Raw genomic sequence first — 18719 nt, forward strand, 5'->3', positions numbered from 1 at the left:
AGTTTTCGCCAGAACAGTGGTGATTGCAGCAGTCAGGGTAGTTTTACCGTGGTCAACGTGGCCGATAGTACCAACGTTAACGTGCGGTTTTGAACGTTCAAACTTTTCTTTAGACACGACTCTATTCCTTAATACCGCTCCCCCATCACAGAGAGGAGGGAGCTAAAAGATAGTAAACTCGAAAACTTATCTAGATTTACGAGCTTCGATAATAGCCTGAGCGACGTTGCTCGGCGCTTCGTTGTACTTCAAGAACTCCATGGAGTAAGAAGCACGACCTTGGGTCTGAGAACGCAGGTCAGTAGCATAACCAAACATTTCAGACAATGGTACTTGAGCACGAACAATTTTGCCCGTAGCTACATCATCCATACCATCGATCATACCACGGCGACGGTTCAAGTCACCGATGACGTCACCCATGTAGTCTTCTGGTGTTTCCACTTCAACTTTCATGATAGGTTCCAGCAGAACTGGTTTCGCTTTCATGAAGCCTTCTTTAAATGCCATGGATGCAGCAATTTTAAAGGCGATTTCTGAAGAGTCAACGTCATGGTAAGAACCATCGAACAGGGCAACTTTAACGTCAACGATTGGATAACCAGCCAGAACACCGCCCTTCAGCTGTTCCTGAACGCCTTTGTCAACGCCTGGGATGTATTCTTTAGGAACAACACCACCAACGATTTCGTTTGCGAATTCGTAACCAGCACCACCTGCTTCCAGAGGCTCGATACGTAGCCAAACGTGACCGTACTGACCGCGACCACCGGACTGTTTAGCGTGTTTACCTTCCTGCTCAACAGAAGAGCGGATAGTTTCACGATAAGCAACCTGAGGTTTACCGACGTTCGCTTCCACGTTGAATTCACGACGCATACGGTCAACCAGAACGTCAAGGTGCAGCTCACCCATACCTGCAATGATAGTCTGACCAGTCTCTTCATCACTGCTTACGCGGAATGATGGGTCTTCCTGTGCCAGGCGACCTAAAGCGATACCCATTTTTTCTTGGTCAGCTTTAGTTTTTGGTTCGATAGCAACAGAGATAACTGGCTCTGGGAATTCCATGCGCTCCAGAATGATTGGAGAGGTCATGTCACAGAGAGTATCACCTGTAGTCACATCTTTCAGGCCGATCGCAGCGGCGATGTCGCCTGCACGGACTTCTTTGATTTCTTCACGTTTGTTGGCGTGCATCTGAACGATACGGCCAAAACGTTCTTTCTTGTCTTTTATCGGGTTCAGTACGGTGTCACCAGAGTTAACAACACCAGAATAAACACGGAAGAACGTCAGGTTACCCACGAATGGGTCAGTAGCGATTTTGAACGCCAGAGCAGAGAATGGCTCTTCATCGCTGGAGTGACGTTCTGCTGGAGTATCTTTACCGTCTGGCAGCATACCTTTGATGGATTCAACATCAGTTGGTGCTGGCAGGTAATCGATAACTGCATCCAGCATTGCCTGAACACCTTTGTTCTTAAATGCAGAACCACAGGTAACCAGGATAATTTCGTTAGCCAGAACGCGCTTACGCAGAGCTACCTTGATTTCTTCTTCAGTCAGCTCTTCACCGCCCAGATATTTGTCCATCAGGTCTTCTGATGCTTCTGCAGCGGATTCAACCAGATTCTGGTGCCATTCTTCAGCCAGTTCAAGCATGTCAGCCGGGATATCTTCATAAGTGAAGGTAGTGCCCTGATCAGTTTCGTTCCAGTTGATTGCTTTCATTTTCAGCAGGTCAACAACACCGGTGAAGGTATCTTCAGCACCGATTGCCAGTTGAAGTGGAACTGGGTTAGCAGCCAGACGAGTTTTGATCTGCTCAACAACGCGCAGGAAGTTCGCACCCATACGGTCCATTTTGTTAACGAACGCGATACGTGGAACATTATATTTGTTAGCCTGACGCCATACAGTCTCAGACTGAGGCTGAACACCACCAACTGCACAGTAAACCATGACGGCGCCGTCAAGAACACGCATGGAGCGTTCTACTTCGATGGTGAAGTCAACGTGTCCTGGGGTGTCGATGATGTTGATGCGGTGTGGTTCATACTGTTTAGCCATACCAGACCAGAATGCAGTAGTCGCAGCAGACGTGATGGTAATACCACGTTCCTGTTCCTGCTCCATCCAGTCCATAGTTGCAGAACCTTCGTGAGTTTCACCGATTTTATGGTTTACACCTGTGTAAAACAGAATACGTTCTGTTGTCGTGGTTTTACCGGCGTCGATGTGCGCACTGATACCGATATTGCGGTAACGCGCTATAGGTGTTTTACGAGCCATTTTTTCCTCTCTCGTGGGCGTTCAATTTAGAGAACGGGTAGCAAAGTCGCTACCCAGAACATATTCACAGCCGTTGGGTTACAAAAAAATGGATTACCAACGGTAGTGTGCGAACGCCTTGTTAGCTTCTGCCATACGGTGAACGTCTTCACGTTTCTTCACAGCAGCGCCTTTGTTTTCAGCCGCATCAGATAATTCATTCGCCAGGCGCAAAGCCATCGATTTATCACCGCGTTTACGAGCAGCATCAACGATCCAACGCATTGCCAGAGCATTACGACGAACCGGACGAACTTCAACTGGAACCTGATAAGTAGAACCACCAACACGGCGGGACTTAACTTCCACAGTCGGGCGCACGTTATCCAGTGCCAGCTCGAATGCTTCCAGATGATTTTTACCAGAACGCTGAGCCAGGGTCTCAAGCGCACCATATACAATTGCTTCTGCGACAGACTTCTTACCGTCTACCATCAGGATATTAACAAATTTAGCCAGCAGTTCAGATCCGAACTTTGGATCTGGCAGAATTTTACGTTGACCAATTACACGACGACGTGGCATGGAAATACTCCGTTTCGAATTTCAGGGTTGTCCAAAACTCTACGAGTTTATTTTGACATTTAAGTGAAAAAGGTTTGGCCTTACTTAACGGAGAACCATTAAGCCTTTGGCTTCTTCACACCGTACTTGGAACGACCTTGTTTACGGTCTTTAACACCGGCACAGTCCAGTGCACCACGAACAGTGTGGTAACGCACACCTGGCAAGTCTTTAACACGACCGCCACGGATCAGGATAACGGAGTGTTCCTGCAAGTTGTGGCCTTCACCACCGATGTAGGAAGAAACTTCGTAACCGTTAGTCAAACGCACACGACATACTTTACGCAGTGCGGAGTTTGGTTTTTTAGGAGTGGTGGTATATACACGAGTACATACGCCACGTTTTTGCGGGCAAGCTTCCAGAGCAGGAACGTTGCTTTTCACAACTTTCGAGCTACGAGATTTGCGAACCAGCTGGTTAATAGTTGCCATTATAAAAAAAGCTCCTGGTTTTTTTGCTTCGTAAACACGGATTTTACCCTCTCACAGTCGTAATGACAAAACGAGAGGACGCGGAATTTTATTGCTGACTTGACGAGGTGTCAAGAAATATACAGTTTTTCTATGCTGGCAAAATAGCTGAAAAGCGCAATTCATATTTACCAGGCAAAATTTTGCTGATGTTTGACCGTTAAGCTAACAAAGCCGCTGTAATCAAGCACCTTTACACGGTCTGAAATCTGTTCAAACAGCCCCCGTGCGTCCAGATCTTCCTTTAAGGCATAAATGCCCGCCCCGCTACGGAGCAACTCAGCCAAATAACGATTCTCATTGATGCCCAGCAACACACCATTTTGAATTAACAGAACATCATCGGTATCCGATACAAGGCCAAGCATTGCATTGAAGTCATCATGGTAAGGTGAGCGACTGACAGTATATAACATGTTACCTGCCTACAATAGATTAAAATTTCAACACAACATCATAACCCGTCAGCATTTCTCGTATTGCGGCTGCGGAGAGAAATTCAGCCTCCAGCACAAAATTGCTTGCAGGACTTCCTCCCCGAATCACCAAATCATCAAGGCAGATATAACATTTATCAATGTCATAGAGGGGTAGGATCTTAAATGTTGAAATGTAGTCACGAGCCAGAATTTTATCCGGTTGCTGATTGGTCAGTAACTGAAACACACCATCAGAAATAAAAAATACACCGATCTGCTCAGTTAATGCTGATGTCGCGAGCAACGCATCCAGCCCTTCCCTGCCGGCAGAAGAGCCATGGGGAGCTTCGGTAAAAACAAAAGCAATTTTTTTCATCAATCCCCATGCCCCCTAAAATTGTATTACACGGTCACACAGCATCATGGCTTCTGCCAGTGATCCCAGACCACTGAGTTCAAATCCGTCCGCCAGATTTGCAGCAGGAAGATTCAACTCACTGGCTTGTTGTTCGTCTGCAACCCCACGCCGCAACGCAGCCGCAACGCAAATAAACAGATTGAACTGATGCCGGACTGCCAATGCCTGCCAGGCCCTGACCAAATCAAACTCATCACTGGCGGGGGCGACCAATTGATTACCATTTTGGACGCCTTCGCGATAAAAAAACACGCTATGCAGTTTATGCCCGGAGGCAATCAATGCCTGAGCAAATTGATAGGCACTGCTGGATTGCTGAGTACCGTAAGCTGGCCCTGTGACCAGCAGGCAATAAGACAGTGACGACATTACTTCTCCGAACTAACGCATTCACCATTTTTAAACTGGCGAATATAGAGGTATACCGTATGCTTGGAGATATTCAAACGATCAGCGACTTGGTTAATGGCATCTTTAATATCAAAAATACCTTTCTCATAAAGGTTAAGCACTACCTGTCTGTTTTTCGCATTATTGGAAACATTGCGATCAGCATTCACTTCTTCAATCGTGAATTCCAAAGTCTGTGCAACCAAATCATCCACGGAAGAAGCAAAGTTAACGTTTGAAGCAACTTCATGGGTCTTTTCTGGAATAAAGGTTTGGATAATTTCCGAGAAAGGCACATCCAGATTCATATTGATACACAAAAGACCAATAACCCGACGATGGCGGTTGCGAATGGCAATTGTGATAGATTTCATCAAAGAACCACTTTTTGCCCGCGTGAAATACGCCTTGGAAACACTACAGTCTTCATCTGTAATGTCATGCAGCATCCGCAACGCCAAATCTGTAATCGGGGAACCGATTTTACGACCAGTATGTTCCCCATTGGCTATTCTGACAGCTGAACATTTAAGGTCTTCCAGTGAATGAAGAACTATTTCGCAATGTCCACCAATCAACATAGCCAGGCCATCAACAGCAGCTTCGTAAGAATTTAAAATTTCATGATCCGTTTCACTAAACGGTTGGTTTTCTAGTAAATCAATATCATTGTTATCACTAGATATATTATCACCAGTTAATAGCGGGGTAGACATGTAATACACCATCCTTCAAGCTCAGACTTTGCCTCACCAAAAATATCAGGGCGAGATTTATTATAAAATCACATTACTGCAACTCAGGCTTATCTCAATAGTTACCTACTGTTGCAGGCAATTTGAATACGGACTACATAGAGACTGGAGCGTACACGAAGTACATGGAAATTTCGAGTACAGCCCAAATTCAAAATGGCAAATAAAATAGCCATATGAAACAAGCTCTAAACAGAAAGCATTTAAAATATCTCTATTCTATTCAGAATAATGACGTTAAAACCACATTGAATTGACGTCAAGCTGTTGCTGAGTATACCTCAGGGGTTTCTCACAGCTTTATGTCTGAATATGACTCAGATATTTTATTTAATTCTCCGGAAAATAATAAGCAGACAAATTCATTTTTCTTTATTCATGCTTATTACTAATCAAATAGAGGTAAATACCAGCAGTAAATCGAAAGATGAAAGATAAACTTGATAAAACAGAGGCCATAAGCCCCTGTCTATGTAATGCCTTAATTATTAGGGGAATTATTTTGCCTTGGCAGCCGGTTTAATATCCAGTAATTCAACATCAAAAACTAAAGTGGAGTTAGCCGGGATCTTAGGTAAACTTGCCTGACCGTAAGCCAAGTCAGGTGGAATAACCAATGTGATTTTTCCGCCTTTTTTCACATGCTGCAAGCCTTCTTTCCAGCCTGAGATCACACTGTCCAAACGAATTGACAGAGGCTCTTTGCGCTCATATGAGCTATCAAAAACCTGACCATCAATCAAAGCACCTTTATAGTTAACAACCACTGTGTCGCTTTCTTTAGGTGTTGTACCCGTTCCTGCTTTTTCAACTTTGTAGAGAAGCCCGGATTTAGTCTTGATTACGCCAGCTTTCTTAGCGAACTCTTCACGGTACTTATCCCCTTTCTCACCATTTTCACCGGCTTCTTTCTCTGCTTTAGCCCGGGCGGCCTCTTTCACTTTAGATTCAAAAGAAAGCAGAGTTTCCTGAATTTCCTCATCCGTCAGCTTACTTTTACTATTTAAAGCATCCTCAACACCCGCCAGCAATTGCGCTTTTTCTATATTGATGCCAAGCGTTTTCTGCTCTTTTAATGAGTTTGCCATGTAGCTACCCAGAGAAGCCCCCAGAGCATAAGAATTTTGCTGCTCTACCGTTTTAAACGCACTATTCAGTTTTACTTCGCTTTTGGTTTCTGTATTAGCAGCCAAGGCCTGAGGTACACTAAATGCAAGTGCCAGAGTTGTTGCCAGCAGAGATGTTTTAAACAATGATTTCATCCTATTCTCCAATAAATTTGGGTGGGTTCACCGTTAGTACAGTTACACATCACATTTACTATAACTGCCCACGGAAACCAATGACAATATTTGCTATGCCTTGATCTGAAAATCATTAAGACAACATTAATGTGAAGAAATTTCGTGAAATCCTCTTTCACCGGATATTTTGAGTATTATAGTGCCAACCGGAACAAAATGATCGCTTCGTCATGTTATTAATTACCCAGAAGCAGGAGGAAAAATAATGGAATTATCCGAAGTTGAACAAAGATTTGAACAACTGGAAACTAAACTGACCTATCAGGAAGCCACTATTGAAGAGTTAAATCAAGAAGTTAGAAAACAGCAGATAGAAACTGAGCAGTTGAAAGAACAACTTCGGTTAATGGCGGATCGTCTGAAAACCCACCAGACATCGATCATTGCGCCACTTTCAGAAGAAACGCCGCCTCCACATTATTGACTCTATTCCTGACACTATTTCTGACACTATTCCTGACATTACTCGCTTGATAATCTGGGACAGTGCCGGCCAGGGAAGGCTGAAGGATAAGATAAAAAAAGAGAAGCCCAAAACGCGCTTCCCTTTTTCTGCTAATTCAGCCTGAGCAAAATTAGTGGCAACCACCGCCACAGCATCCGTGCTCACCGTGATCGTGATCATGGTGATGATCGTGATCACCCTGACCATGTACATGGCCATGTGCTAATTCTTCTTCGGTTGCGTCACGAACCGCTACAATCTCAACATTGAATTTCAGGTTTTGACCAGCCAGCATGTGGTTCGCATCAACAACAACTTCATCGCCTTCCACTGCGGTAATTTCTACCGGGATAGGTCCCTGATCGGTATCTGCCAGAAAACGCATGCCAACCTGAACATCCTCAACGCCAACAAACACCTCTTTTGGTGCGCGCTGAACCAGATTCTCATCATACTGACCGTATGCATCATCAGCTTCTACGCTGACATCAAAGCGTTCACCCGCCTCACGACCTTCAAGGGCTTTCTCCAACCCGCTGATCAGAGAACCATGGCCATGCAGATAGTCTAACGGTGCGCTCACCGGGGACTCATCAACTAAAACACCATCTTCTGTTCTTACTTGATAAGCCAGGCTGACCACCAAGTCTTTTGCTACTTTCATGACAACTCCTACATACCCGAAGGGAAAAACCCCGTGAGGGAAAGTTTTTACAACTCAAAAAATGCTGGCAATTGTAACGGAATTCTACGCCCCTGTACCTAGCGACGGCAAAATTTATCCACAATTTATTGCTTATATATTTAGTTACTGTTGTTCACCGTATTTACTATTATTCACTGTGGTGTAAAAATGCCAATAACCTGTTCCTGCTCCCTGACATGGGAAGTAACAGCTTCATCGGTTTGCCTCTGCGTATGACCACAATGGATACATTCTACGATATCAACCTTATTTTCCTGCCACATAGCCAACGTATCCTGTGACTGGCATTTCGGACAAACTGCCCCTGCAATAAAACGCTTACGACTGGTTGACATAATTCCCCCCAACGCTATTCATTTTCATCCCATCCTTCCGGCTGGCGACGCTCATTAATCATTTCCCGTTCAAACAATTCTTCCAATTCCCTGCGAGCTTCTTTGACGCGGGATATCTGTGCTACATCCCCATGCAGATGCGGCATCAGTTCACGTAACATACGCATATCCAAGCGCCGGAAATGCTGCTGTGCTCGATGCGCCTGATGTGGATGCATACCCAGCCTAATCAGTACCTTCCGCCCCAATTCCAATGCACTGGAAAATGTTTCCCGATTAAAATCTTTCACGCCACTTTGCAACAGTTCATGGGCTTCGAAACGCCCCCTTGCACGTGCAAGAATATTCAGGTGAGGAAAATGCTTCTGGCACAAATGGACGATCGCCATCGTATTTTCCGGTTCATCACTGGTAATGACAATCGCCCTGGCTTTGGCCGCTCCCGCTGAACGTAACAGCGCCAGTTCGCTCGCATCGCCATAATACACCTTATAGCCATAACGTCGCATGGTACTGATTGCACTCACTTCACGTTCCAATACTGTGGTGCGGATTTTATTCGCCATCAGCAAACGCCCGACCACTTGCCCGAAGCGTCCAAACCCCACCAAAATCACCTGTGGATTATTATCTTCCACAAATGGCTGTTCATGATGTTCATCCGGTGAATTATGCCCTTCCTGTTCGTTATATCGGCGCGCCAGCATGCCTTCAATCAACTGCATTACCAAGGGTGTTGTCATCATTGATAATGTCACCACAACCAACAGGAGTGATATCTGATTCTGATCCAACACGCCCTGCCCTAGCGCGGCAGAAAATAAGACGAATGCAAATTCGCCTCCCTGACTGAGTACGCCGGAGAATTGTACGCTCGATGATTTTTTTAAACCGGATATTCTGCCGATAATATAAAGTATGAGGCCCTTTATCAGCACCAAGCCCGTGACACTGAGCAAGACACTGAACAGATGAGTCAGTAAGACCCCCATATTGAGGGACATACCGACAGAAATGAAAAATAACCCGAGCAACAATCCCTTGAAGGGTTCAATGGAGATTTCCAGTTCATGACGATATTCGCTATCTGCTAACAAGACACCAGCAATGAAAGTGCCGAGCGCCATTGAAAACCCCAATGTCTCCATAAAAATCGCCGCCCCCAATACAACCAGCAATGCAGCGGCGGTAAACACCTCCCTGACACCCGATTTCACCACTAACCGGAACAGGGGACGCAGCAAATATCGGCCTCCCAGCAACATACCGGCGAAAGCAGCAATTTTCAGGCCAATGCGATACCAGTCACTGGAACCAGATCCTCCGGCCAGTAATGGGATCATCGCCAAAGCGGGGATGACTGCCATATCCTGAAACAGCAAAATGGAAAAACCGAGCTGCCCGCCTTCATTATTGGTCATTCCCTTCTCTTTCATCAATTGCATCGCCATCGCAGTGGATGACATCGCAAGCCCAACACCTCCAATAACCGCAGCCTGCCATGAAAAATTCATCAGACAAAGAAATGAGGCCAGTACCAGCGCAGTGAATGTTACCTGTGCTGTACCTGCTCCAAAAATCGAGCGCCTGAGTTTCCAGAGTTTTGCAGGATTTAACTCAAGGCCGATAATGAACATCAGGAAAACCACGCCAAGTTCAGAGAAATGCAGAATCTCATCAACATCCTTGATAAACCCCAGCCCCCACGGGCCAAGTGCGATTCCGGCAATGAGATAGCCTAATATGGCCCCAATTTTGAATTTTTGGGCGAGAGGAACAGCCACAACAGCAGCAAATAAAAACAGTGTTCCGGCGCTTAACAGCGCTGAAGTCTCCATGGTCATAGTCCTCCCAAAGACAATGGCGCTTTCAGCCATTCCCGATAAGCATCCGCATGACTCACGAGAGCTTCGGGCTGTTGGCGTCTGGCACTGTAAACTATCATTGGTGATAACCAATGCATCTGGCACATTAATGCCGTCAATTCAAAAGGGCGGAGGATCTCTTCCAACGGATAAAGATTATATCCCCCTTTCTGGTAAGCACCTTTCGGTTCCCCTGTCGTGATGACAGAGCGCCAGTATTTTCCTCTCAACGCATGTTCAGCCCCGCTGACAAAATCCCGGTTCAATACGCGATCCATCCACTCTTTTAATAACGCAGGGCAACTATAAGTATACAGAGGATGTTGGAATACAATAATTTTGTGCTCACGCAGCAATTTTTGCTCCCGGGCTACATCAATAAAAAAATCGGGGTAACAGCCATAGAGATCGTGAATCGTGACATGTTCCAACGCGTGAACAGGCTCCAACAAAACCTTATTGGCAACTGAATTCAGAGGTTCGGGATGGGTATATAACAGCAACACTTTAGGCGGCAATACGCTAGGCGATAACATCAATCCCCCTAAGACGTGTCAGGGCACATATTTTCCGCTACCATGCACGTCAGGCTATCAAATTGAATACATATACCCGATAGATTTCGATTGCGGCTCACAAGACAGCAAATTGAAAGATGAAGGATATAAACCTAATTATTAACTTAACACATTATATATAGACAACATCTATGATTGTTTTCTCTTCACTGCAAATCCGCCGTGGCATTCGTATCCTGCTGGACAATGCTAATGCAACCATCAACCCCGGCCAGAAAGTAGGATTAGTGGGCAAGAATGGTTGTGGTAAATCTACCCTGCTCGCACTACTGAAAGATGAACTTCAGGCAGAGAATGGTTCCGTCACATTTCCCAATAACTGGTCACTGGCTTGGGTAAATCAGGAAACACCCGCTCTGGAAACGCCAGCACTGGAATATGTGATTGATGGCGACCGTGAATTCCGGCAACTGGAACAAAAACTGCAAATCGCCAACGAACAGAATGACGGTCACGCTATCGCTCATCTTCATGGCTTACTTGATACTATTCAGGCATGGACAATCCGGGCCAGAGCTGCCAGCCTATTGCACGGTTTGGGTTTTTCTCCGGCACAGCTGGAACAGCCAGTCCGGTCATTCTCCGGCGGCTGGCGCATGCGCCTCAATCTGGCACAGGCACTGATTTACCGTTCCGACTTGCTGTTACTCGACGAACCGACCAACCACCTTGATCTGGATGCAGTCATCTGGCTGGAAAAGTGGCTGAAAAATTATACCGGAACCTTGATCCTGATTTCCCACGATCGGGATTTCCTCGATCCGATCATTGATAAAATTCTGCACATTGAGCAGCAGGATCTGTACGAATATACGGGGAACTACACCTCTTTCGAACGGCAACGCGTCGCCAAACTTGCCCAGCAACAGGCGCTATACCAAAGCCAGCAAGAAAAAGTGGCTCATTTGCAGAGCTATATTGACCGCTTTCGCGCCAAAGCCACCAAAGCGAAGCAGGCACAAAGCCGCATCAAGATGCTGGAACGTATGGAGCTTATCGCCCCTGCTCATGTTGATAATCCCTTCCATTTCAGTTTCCGCCAACCGGACAGCCTGCCAAATCCACTTTTGATCATGGAAAAAGTCAGTGCCGGATATGGCGACAAAACCATCCTGAATTCGATCAAATTAAACCTCGTACCGGGTTCACGTATCGGCTTATTGGGCCGCAATGGGGCGGGGAAATCCACGCTGATCAAACTGCTGGCAGGCGAACTTGCGCCACAGCAAGGAGAAATTGCCTTATCAAAAGGCATCAAACTGGGATACTTCGCCCAGCACCAGCTGGAATACCTGCGCGCAGACGAATCGCCGTTGCAGCATTTAGCCCGAATCGCGCCACAAGAGGCAGAGCAACAACTGCGGGATTATCTTGGTGGATTTGGCTTTAAAGGCGATCAGGTAACCGATCCAAGCGGACGTTTTTCCGGTGGTGAAAAAGCCCGTCTGGTATTAGCGCTCATTGTCTGGCAGCGCCCGAACTTGCTTCTGCTCGATGAACCGACCAACCATCTTGATCTCGACATGAGACAGGCTCTGACGGAAGCACTTATTGATTTCGAAGGTGCGCTGGTCGTCGTATCGCATGACAGGCATTTACTGCGCTCCACAACGGACGAGCTTTATCTGGTGCATGATGGTGCAGCAGAGCCTTTCACCGGTGATTTAGAAGATTATCAGCAGTGGCTGACTGAGCTGCAACGCCAACAAATGCGTGACAGTCAGGAAAAAGAGAAAGCTGATGCCAGTACTTTAGCGAATGGGACTGCAAATTACAGTGCTCAAGAGCGTAAAGATCAAAAACGGCGTGAAGCAGAACTCCGTAGCCAAACGCAGCCACTGCGTAAACAGCTTGCCGCTCTTGAAAAGCAGATGGAAAAACTCAGTACAGCGTTGGCAGATTTGGAAGCGAAGCTATCAGATAATACACTCTATGAAAATGACCGAAAAACTGAACTAACCGAATGTCTGCATCAACAGACACAAACAAAATCTGAATTAGAAAATATCGAGATGGAATGGTTAGATATTCAGGAACAGCTTGAGAAAATTACCGAAGTATTTAATGCAAGTCAAGGAGTTAACTAATTTCTTGAGTATAATCGGGCATTGCCACTCAATGCCCGATTACTCCCTATTCTCTTACCCTATTACTCTTGTCCAAACTCTGAAAATATTATTCTCTATTTACAAAATAAAAATACAAAAATAAAAGAATTTTTAAAAAGTCATACACCAGATTTCATTCTCACAAAAGAATAAATGATGGATATCCTATAGAAAACCACCGTTGCTCATTGGCTTATACATCAGCAACCAATGTGGAAAAGTTTTCAGCATCATCAACTAAATGATCATCTATTGATTTTGCCCATACTATTCCAAGGTCAATTTTTTTATCTGTTTCAACAATCTCCAGAAAATTCAGATAATACTCAGGAATAGCACTAATAATCCTCTTAGGCACACAGGTATAGGCACTATTTTTTGTAATCATTTCAATTATCAACATAATATCATTTGTTTTTAATAACAAATTCATATTCTCACCCGTATAAACAGGAAAAACATTAAGATAATCCGTTAACTCAACCACCTCTTTTTTTTCTGACTGATTTATCGGAGAAATCCCATTTCCAAACTTACTTAAAGCCGTTCTGAACTTAGATATCAGATGACTACTTTTCTTGAAGATATAAACTAGCCTTTCCGTAAACACCTTTTTCGGTTCCAATGGTGCAATAGATGCCAAAGGCATCACCGCAACATGTAACATCCCTGCATTCAATAAACTGACTTGTTGTTCAACTGACAGCCCTGTCACAAACGCCAGTACAACATTTCCTTTCTTTTCCGTAACCTGTTTCTCTATTTGAGAATAATTATGGATAGGAAAACAGGAACCGATATATAAATGTCTGGTCATATCTTCTTTTGAATCAAAATGAACCTGACTTTTGAAACGTTCATAGTGAGTTAAGAATTTTCTGGCATTTTCCAGCGTCTTATGCCCGAAATCTGTCAATCTTGTTCCATTTGGCCCCCTTGTAAATAGTGAAGCACCAAGAATATCTTCCAACCCGTGTATTTTCTTCGTCAAGGCAGGCTGAGAAAGATAAAGCCTCTCTGAAGCCTTATGATAATTAAGAGTCTCAGCCAAAACGATAAAAGCTTCAAGATTGCGTATATCCATGTTCTTTCGCCCAATGATTGTTAAATAACTACAAAACATTACAGATTCATGGTGATAGCATTTTAACTTCGTGTTTTGCCAAAGGTTTTATCAGGTCAATCGGTCAAAATGTTAACTAATGAAATGTTAGTTAATAAGGATACAATTCGCAAAAGATTTATTATTATGAATTAATTCCATAATAAAATTATTTCAATAAGCAACTAAATTACTCATTTTAGTCATACAAAACAAGATAATCTCTTGTTATCCATAATACCCAATACTCCCTTTCATTTTTCAAATTATGGCTTTATTGATGATGCTGAAACTTGAAATGGATTGGGAATACATCATACAAATAAATCCATAACTGATTATTTTATATGTCATACAATTAGGGCTACCACCAGAAACTAAATAATGAGCATCAAGTTATCAACTGATAACTTTTATTTATTGGCAACCCACTAAAGGTAATACCAAAAACCATTAAAGTTAAAATATCATACTACGAAACTATTGTGTGAATAATTTAATTAACGAACATAAAGAAAAGAATATATATCTGACTTACTCGTATAACGCAATAAATAGCAGTTAATCTAAAGCCATTATATTATTAACAACCACCTCATTCTTAACTTTTTTGGCTTTTTTAACATTTACTCTCATTGCGTGTTAATAAGGCATTTGTTCAATTTAAAGTATTACATTAAATACAACAATAATGATGTCCATCATCATAAAACGAGTAAAAAAACATCTCGCAGCAAATGTAATATCAATAAAATAGCATGTAAAAAGAGGGTATTATAGCGTGTTGTTATTGATGAAATATCTCTACCCTTATTTCAAGTTTTTGATATTTTTTATATCGGAATATTCTGTATTGGCATATTATTTTATAGAGAAAATGTATCGCTTTTTGTATGTAGCAGCAACCAGATGATTTTTATAGAGTTAAGTGAATAATCCTAAAAGATCAGAAAAGGCAATTAAACAACCAAGGGAATTAGTGGTGAATTAACATCATAAGCACAGCACCGTTACTCTGGAAGTAAATATATTTCTATGCCTTTAAATAATTCATTTAGCGTTTTACCATCCCGCATTTTTCGGGAAAGAACATTTAGTCTCCTTAGTAAAATGTTATTTCCTGATCTGCATCTTTATTAACACTCCTTCCCTTTGGAACGCTTCATCAAAATGATTGCGTAGATCCAGTATACCCGGATCTACGCATATAATGCCCTAACCGCTATTTTGTTTCAAAATCCACAGGGGCTGCACATTTCATTAAAGATGACGGTGCTCCTACCATAGTAAGACAAACTACTGCATCTTTTACCGGAGGCAAATCCTTTGAGCTCTCCAAGACCGCCCGCAATATTCCCTGTTTGACAGTGACCTCGCCGGTTGGTGACAAAGTCAGCCCCTTATTTGTAGGGCCTTGAATCATCCATTGGAATTTAACATCTTGAGCCCAATATGCATGATCGAGCTCCGGAAAGGATACTGCGGTTTTGAAATGATACGATCCACCGGGCGATACGGTTCCATTTTGTTGTTCTAATACCAGTTCTTTAACTTCCGGCCATCCAAATTTTACAGGCTGTGAGGGCAATGTATTGCCTTCAGCAGAAACCGTAACAATCACATCTGAAACCGCAGCAGTGCTTATCAGGCTTGCGGTTACCTGCCCTTCCTCATTCGTTATCTTATCCACAGGGGTTAGCTTGATTGAGCCATTAGAACTCGACTTAAAGCTCCAACTCACTTGCTTACCTTTTGCTGGTTGACCATTAGGTTCCCTGATGGTTGCGGTATAACGATAGGGTGTATTAACCACTAGCCACCGAACAGTTTCAGGATCAGGTTGCCGTATTGAAATACGTGCCACTTTGAAAGACACAGGCTGGTTTATCTGAACAGGTTTTTGCCCTTCAATAGAAAGTGAAACCAGTACATCCTCTATCGGCATGCTACTTCTTAAGGTTGCCTGTAATTTTCCGTCTGAATCCGTTTTTGAGCCTTCATTCATTATTGAACCCTTCTCTTTCAAGCTGAGTCCAGCAACTTCTTTATTTGTGCTCCAAACCACATTGGTAATCTTCTTCTCTGAAACAGGAGTTCCATTCTTATCTACCACAACAGCCGTAAAGGTATATTCCTTCTCATTATCAGCAGGCAAATTAAAATCAGTTCCGTCAACTTTGATAGAATTATTTTCAATATGGTAATCCTGGAGTTCTTTTTCAAAACCCACCCCCACTGAGGTAGCAGCATCAGAAGAGGCCCCAACGAAGAGGGTAACTATCGCTCTGTCTACCTGCTCTGTACTGCTCAAAGTTGCGGTTATTCTTCCTTGACCATCCGTTTTTTGTTTAGCGAAAACCCCTCTGCTTGGCTGAAGAATAAGACTGCTATCCTCTAGATTGCGATTGTATCTATCACCCACGACCCACTTCACACCGATTTCCTTATTTCTCACTGGGTTATCCTGTTCATCTGTAATAGTGGCAGTCATGGTATAGTGGCTCTTACCATCAGCGTACAAAGGCCCGGGAAGGTCGGTATACAGCATAGCGCCGCGAATCCTGAATTCAGAGCCATTCGGATAAAAGGAGACTTTGCGTTGTGCCGAAACCGGAGCGTTATTTTCAATGGCAAGTGTAACCAGTACATCCTGAGCACCCACCACGCTGTTCATCTTCAAGGTTGCCGTCAGATACCCATCGCAATCTGTTGTATCGCCTCCTTCCAGTTTGAGTTCTTGACTCCCGTTATCGTTATCCCATTTTACATTGGCAATTTTCTGGTATGGTACAGGCTTCTGATCATCACTATTCAAAATCAATGCCTTGTATTCATAAGAGTGACTATTATCTGAGATCAGCACCTTTGATGGTGATGAAACTTCAATGCGATCAACATAAGAAGGAGAAGAGCTACCTTCAAAGCTCACTGTGGCTACCTGCTGCGCTTTAGGCATGCCATCCATTTGCAGGAACACTTTTACATTACTTATTGGCTTGCTACTGGTCAAAGCCGCCTGTAATTGCCCCTGCTCGTTTGTTGTTGAAGTGAGATCGGGTTTACCCCAACTTAAGCCCGATGTATTACCAATGGGTGGTACCGTTGTCCACTGAACATTTTTAATGGATACATTCGGAGGCAGAGGATTATTACTGACCGTATCGTAAGTAATTACCGGCGTAAAAATATAAGGTGTTCTTCCATCAGGAGAGACGGTTCCATCAGCGGGGGTGAACTCCACCTCTTTCACCACAAACGGACTGACTTGCACGGTCATTTTTGCATGATGGATTTTTTTAGGGTTACCATTTTCTAATATTTCAAAATTGATAGGGTAACTATTGCCCTTTCCAGTACCTGATTGATATTTTGGAAATATAAGCGCTATTTTATTATCCGGATTCAAAGAGAGTTTTCCGCCACTTTTTTCAAATTCTTTAAATTTGTCGTTTCGCTCCCAATCAATCTTATCTCCGGAATTATTTGTCACTGCTATAGATTGTTCTTCATGGCTATATCCTGTGACGTTGTTTGGCAAAACCACTTTGTATTGCTTTACGTGATCCAGAATTATATTGTTATTTCTTTCTACCAGATCATAACGGCTACCGGCCAATGTCCGCATAGAAGCCACGTTTTCTGGTAATAATTGTGCATGAAGAGGAACACCCAGTTTATAGTTTAAATTCGCCAGAAACTGAGTTTCAGTATAATTCCTTTCTCCTTGTTTATAATCAACGCCGACTGTAAATAGCGGGATCGGAGTATAAGTCACACCTAACTTAGCCAAACTGGGGTTTTTCTGTTTAGTATCACGATTGAATAACGTCACGTTATCACCGAAATATTGTTCGTAGGCTAATTTAGCGCCCAGATTGGGATAAGCAGGCAGGAAAAACTCACCACTAATGTCATAACCGTTGGCCGGGCGTTCATGGTAATCCTTAAAATTCTGTGATTGCTGCCAATCACTTAAACGATAATAAGTATTGGCAGAGAGCTTAATATAATCGCTCCAAATTTCGCCTCCCAACCCTAAGCGCTGATTTTTACCTGTGAGATCATGATCATAAAATGTATTCAGTCCATACATCCAATTTTGGTAAAAATAGCGCCCTCCCAAACCAACGTTAAGCGTATGGCGACTGTCTTTATTGCGATAACCAAATTGAGAAAAGAGCAGCCAGTCGGATTTATTATCGTAAAGCGGAAGCAATAGATCGAGAGCATTATTTTCCAGAGTTCCTCTTTTATCTAACCCAAAGTTAATTCTGGCTGTGCCGAACTGTGATAACCATTTTTGCGCCTCAGAGGTGATGGTGTTATTAACTTTATCCAACGCATAAGATTTAGCTTGTTCAGCCAACTCAGAAGGAGAAGAAGACAGAATCCCGCTTACTGCCTGGATATTATTGGTGATCACATTGGGTCTGTCAGATTCTGAGGCATTATTGTTTTCTTTAAAATCACCTTCTTTATCGGCATTCGGGTTCAAAAATTTTTTACCGGGTTTTTGGCCTCGGAAATCTATATTTTCTTTTCTGTCTATTGCCTGATGATATGTTTTATCCGCAGTTAGGTTACCCTCGGCAAAGGCGTGCATCATTGTAGAAGATATCACTAATGTATAAAGAAAAGTAAAAAAAACAATAAATTTACTAATATATGATGACATATAAAAGTTCCTCAAAAAATTTCATTATTCAAGCTTAAAACTAACTCAATAAAAAATGAGGCTATTTCCTTAATTTCATATATTAGAAAAAATTTCAGCTCTCATCATGAAAAATAGTTATCAATCGATAACATAAAATTATCCTTTATAACTTCCATAATAAAAAAATGATAAAACGCGAGAGACTCAATTTTCACTCATTAGGAAAAAATCTTCACGTAATTCCGTTCCCTTGCATTAAAATAATA

At 43.1% G+C, this 18719-nt stretch carries 17 protein-coding genes; 2 read left to right on the forward strand and 15 right to left on the reverse strand.

All coding sequences use genetic code 11. From position 1 onward, the window contains the following. From AB204_RS17835 to fkpA, 9 genes are all read right to left on the reverse strand, one after another. The coding region (locus AB204_RS17835; protein WP_047963760.1) for a GTP-binding protein at positions 1 to 117 on the reverse strand (117 nt) is incomplete at its 3' end. Between the two features lie 69 nt (positions 118 to 186). Beyond that, positions 187 to 2295: an elongation factor G gene (gene fusA / locus AB204_RS17840; RefSeq protein ID WP_047964732.1), complete on the reverse strand. Its 2109-nt coding sequence runs from the start codon at positions 2293 to 2295 to the stop codon at positions 187 to 189. Between the two features lie 93 nt (positions 2296 to 2388). After that, complete coding sequence (gene rpsG, locus AB204_RS17845) at positions 2389 to 2859, reverse strand: 30S ribosomal protein S7 (RefSeq protein ID WP_047964733.1); 471 nt, start codon at positions 2857 to 2859, stop codon at positions 2389 to 2391. Positions 2860 to 2957: 98 nt separating this feature from the next. Continuing rightward, on the reverse strand, positions 2958 to 3332 hold the full coding sequence (rpsL, locus tag AB204_RS17850) for a 30S ribosomal protein S12 (protein WP_010848548.1): 375 nt from the start codon (positions 3330 to 3332) through the stop codon (positions 2958 to 2960). 167 nt (positions 3333 to 3499) lie between these two features. After that, positions 3500 to 3787: a sulfurtransferase complex subunit TusB gene (tusB, locus tag AB204_RS17855; RefSeq protein ID WP_047964734.1), complete on the reverse strand. Its 288-nt coding sequence runs from the start codon at positions 3785 to 3787 to the stop codon at positions 3500 to 3502. 19 nt (positions 3788 to 3806) lie between these two features. Next, positions 3807 to 4166 (reverse strand): sulfurtransferase complex subunit TusC, encoded by a 360-nt coding sequence (tusC, locus tag AB204_RS17860; RefSeq protein ID WP_047964735.1) that lies wholly within the window; start codon positions 4164 to 4166, stop codon positions 3807 to 3809. 15 nt (positions 4167 to 4181) lie between these two features. Then, positions 4182 to 4577, reverse strand: a complete 396-nt coding sequence (tusD, locus tag AB204_RS17865) for a sulfurtransferase complex subunit TusD (protein ID WP_047964736.1) — start codon at positions 4575 to 4577, stop codon at positions 4182 to 4184. Then, complete coding sequence (locus AB204_RS17870; RefSeq protein WP_047964737.1) at positions 4577 to 5314, reverse strand: helix-turn-helix transcriptional regulator; 738 nt, start codon at positions 5312 to 5314, stop codon at positions 4577 to 4579. The genes tusD and AB204_RS17870 overlap by 1 nt, the downstream gene beginning before the upstream one ends. 536 nt (positions 5315 to 5850) lie before the next feature. Beyond that, entirely contained in the window at positions 5851 to 6615 is a 765-nt protein-coding gene (gene fkpA / locus AB204_RS17875; protein ID WP_047964738.1) for an FKBP-type peptidyl-prolyl cis-trans isomerase, read from the reverse strand. Between the two features lie 247 nt (positions 6616 to 6862). On the opposite strand from fkpA, the gene AB204_RS17880 reads away from it, so the two are divergent. Beyond that, positions 6863 to 7081, forward strand: a complete 219-nt coding sequence (locus AB204_RS17880) for a SlyX family protein (protein ID WP_047964739.1) — start codon at positions 6863 to 6865, stop codon at positions 7079 to 7081. 151 nt (positions 7082 to 7232) lie between these two features. Here AB204_RS17880 and slyD read toward each other — a convergent pair whose 3' ends face one another. The 4 genes from slyD to kefG form a co-directional block, all read right to left on the reverse strand. Further along, positions 7233 to 7766, reverse strand: a complete 534-nt coding sequence (slyD, locus tag AB204_RS17885) for a peptidylprolyl isomerase (protein WP_047964740.1) — start codon at positions 7764 to 7766, stop codon at positions 7233 to 7235. A gap of 173 nt (positions 7767 to 7939) precedes the next feature. Then, positions 7940 to 8143, reverse strand: a complete 204-nt coding sequence (locus AB204_RS17890) for a YheV family putative zinc ribbon protein (RefSeq protein ID WP_047964741.1) — start codon at positions 8141 to 8143, stop codon at positions 7940 to 7942. A gap of 14 nt (positions 8144 to 8157) precedes the next feature. Beyond that, a complete protein-coding gene (kefB, locus tag AB204_RS17895) occupies positions 8158 to 9981 on the reverse strand; it encodes a glutathione-regulated potassium-efflux system protein KefB (RefSeq protein ID WP_047964745.1) in 1824 nt (607 codons plus the stop codon). A 2-nt stretch (positions 9982 to 9983) separates the two neighbouring features. Further along, positions 9984 to 10544 carry a glutathione-regulated potassium-efflux system ancillary protein KefG gene (gene kefG, locus AB204_RS17900; protein ID WP_047964742.1) on the reverse strand — a complete coding sequence of 187 codons (561 nt, stop codon included), beginning with the start codon at positions 10542 to 10544 and terminating at the stop codon, positions 9984 to 9986. A gap of 173 nt (positions 10545 to 10717) precedes the next feature. Here kefG and AB204_RS17905 point away from each other — a divergent pair, with 173 nt between their 5' ends. Beyond that, positions 10718 to 12673 carry an ABC transporter ATP-binding protein gene (locus AB204_RS17905; protein WP_047964743.1) on the forward strand — a complete coding sequence of 652 codons (1956 nt, stop codon included), beginning with the start codon at positions 10718 to 10720 and terminating at the stop codon, positions 12671 to 12673. Positions 12674 to 12887: 214 nt separating this feature from the next. On the opposite strand, the gene AB204_RS23240 is transcribed toward AB204_RS17905, so the two are convergent. Both AB204_RS23240 and AB204_RS20945 read right to left on the reverse strand, forming a co-directional pair. Further along, a complete protein-coding gene (locus AB204_RS23240) occupies positions 12888 to 13778 on the reverse strand; it encodes a LysR family transcriptional regulator (RefSeq protein ID WP_047964744.1) in 891 nt (296 codons plus the stop codon). A 1240-nt stretch (positions 13779 to 15018) separates the two neighbouring features. Continuing rightward, positions 15019 to 18471, reverse strand: a complete 3453-nt coding sequence (locus AB204_RS20945) for an inverse autotransporter beta domain-containing protein (protein WP_053067943.1) — start codon at positions 18469 to 18471, stop codon at positions 15019 to 15021. Positions 18472 to 18719: the final 248 nt, after the last annotated feature.

Origin of the sequence: Xenorhabdus khoisanae (genome assembly GCF_001037465.1) — a bacterium.
GTDB lineage: Bacteria > Pseudomonadota > Gammaproteobacteria > Enterobacterales > Enterobacteriaceae > Xenorhabdus > Xenorhabdus khoisanae.

What these genes read in the sequence shown, in the direction of transcription:
- slyD (WP_047964740.1), bottom strand. Translation starts at nt 7,766, where the DNA reads ATGAAAGTAGCAAAAGACTTGGTGGTCAGCCTGGCTTATCAAGTAAGA.
- AB204_RS17905 (WP_047964743.1), top strand. Translation starts at nt 10,718, where the DNA reads ATGATTGTTTTCTCTTCACTGCAAATCCGCCGTGGCATTCGTATCCTG.
- tusD (WP_047964736.1), bottom strand. Translation starts at nt 4,577, where the DNA reads ATGTCGTCACTGTCTTATTGCCTGCTGGTCACAGGGCCAGCTTACGGT.
- kefG (WP_047964742.1), bottom strand. Translation starts at nt 10,544, where the DNA reads ATGTTATCGCCTAGCGTATTGCCGCCTAAAGTGTTGCTGTTATATACC.
- AB204_RS23240 (WP_047964744.1), bottom strand. Translation starts at nt 13,778, where the DNA reads ATGGATATACGCAATCTTGAAGCTTTTATCGTTTTGGCTGAGACTCTT.
- tusC (WP_047964735.1), bottom strand. Translation starts at nt 4,166, where the DNA reads ATGAAAAAAATTGCTTTTGTTTTTACCGAAGCTCCCCATGGCTCTTCT.
- kefB (WP_047964745.1), bottom strand. Translation starts at nt 9,981, where the DNA reads ATGGAGACTTCAGCGCTGTTAAGCGCCGGAACACTGTTTTTATTTGCT.
- fusA (WP_047964732.1), bottom strand. Translation starts at nt 2,295, where the DNA reads ATGGCTCGTAAAACACCTATAGCGCGTTACCGCAATATCGGTATCAGT.
- AB204_RS17880 (WP_047964739.1), top strand. Translation starts at nt 6,863, where the DNA reads ATGGAATTATCCGAAGTTGAACAAAGATTTGAACAACTGGAAACTAAA.
- fkpA (WP_047964738.1), bottom strand. Translation starts at nt 6,615, where the DNA reads ATGAAATCATTGTTTAAAACATCTCTGCTGGCAACAACTCTGGCACTT.
- rpsL (WP_010848548.1), bottom strand. Translation starts at nt 3,332, where the DNA reads ATGGCAACTATTAACCAGCTGGTTCGCAAATCTCGTAGCTCGAAAGTT.
- AB204_RS17890 (WP_047964741.1), bottom strand. Translation starts at nt 8,143, where the DNA reads ATGTCAACCAGTCGTAAGCGTTTTATTGCAGGGGCAGTTTGTCCGAAA.
- tusB (WP_047964734.1), bottom strand. Translation starts at nt 3,787, where the DNA reads ATGTTATATACTGTCAGTCGCTCACCTTACCATGATGACTTCAATGCA.
- AB204_RS20945 (WP_053067943.1), bottom strand. Translation starts at nt 18,471, where the DNA reads ATGTCATCATATATTAGTAAATTTATTGTTTTTTTTACTTTTCTTTAT.
- rpsG (WP_047964733.1), bottom strand. Translation starts at nt 2,859, where the DNA reads ATGCCACGTCGTCGTGTAATTGGTCAACGTAAAATTCTGCCAGATCCA.
- AB204_RS17870 (WP_047964737.1), bottom strand. Translation starts at nt 5,314, where the DNA reads ATGTCTACCCCGCTATTAACTGGTGATAATATATCTAGTGATAACAAT.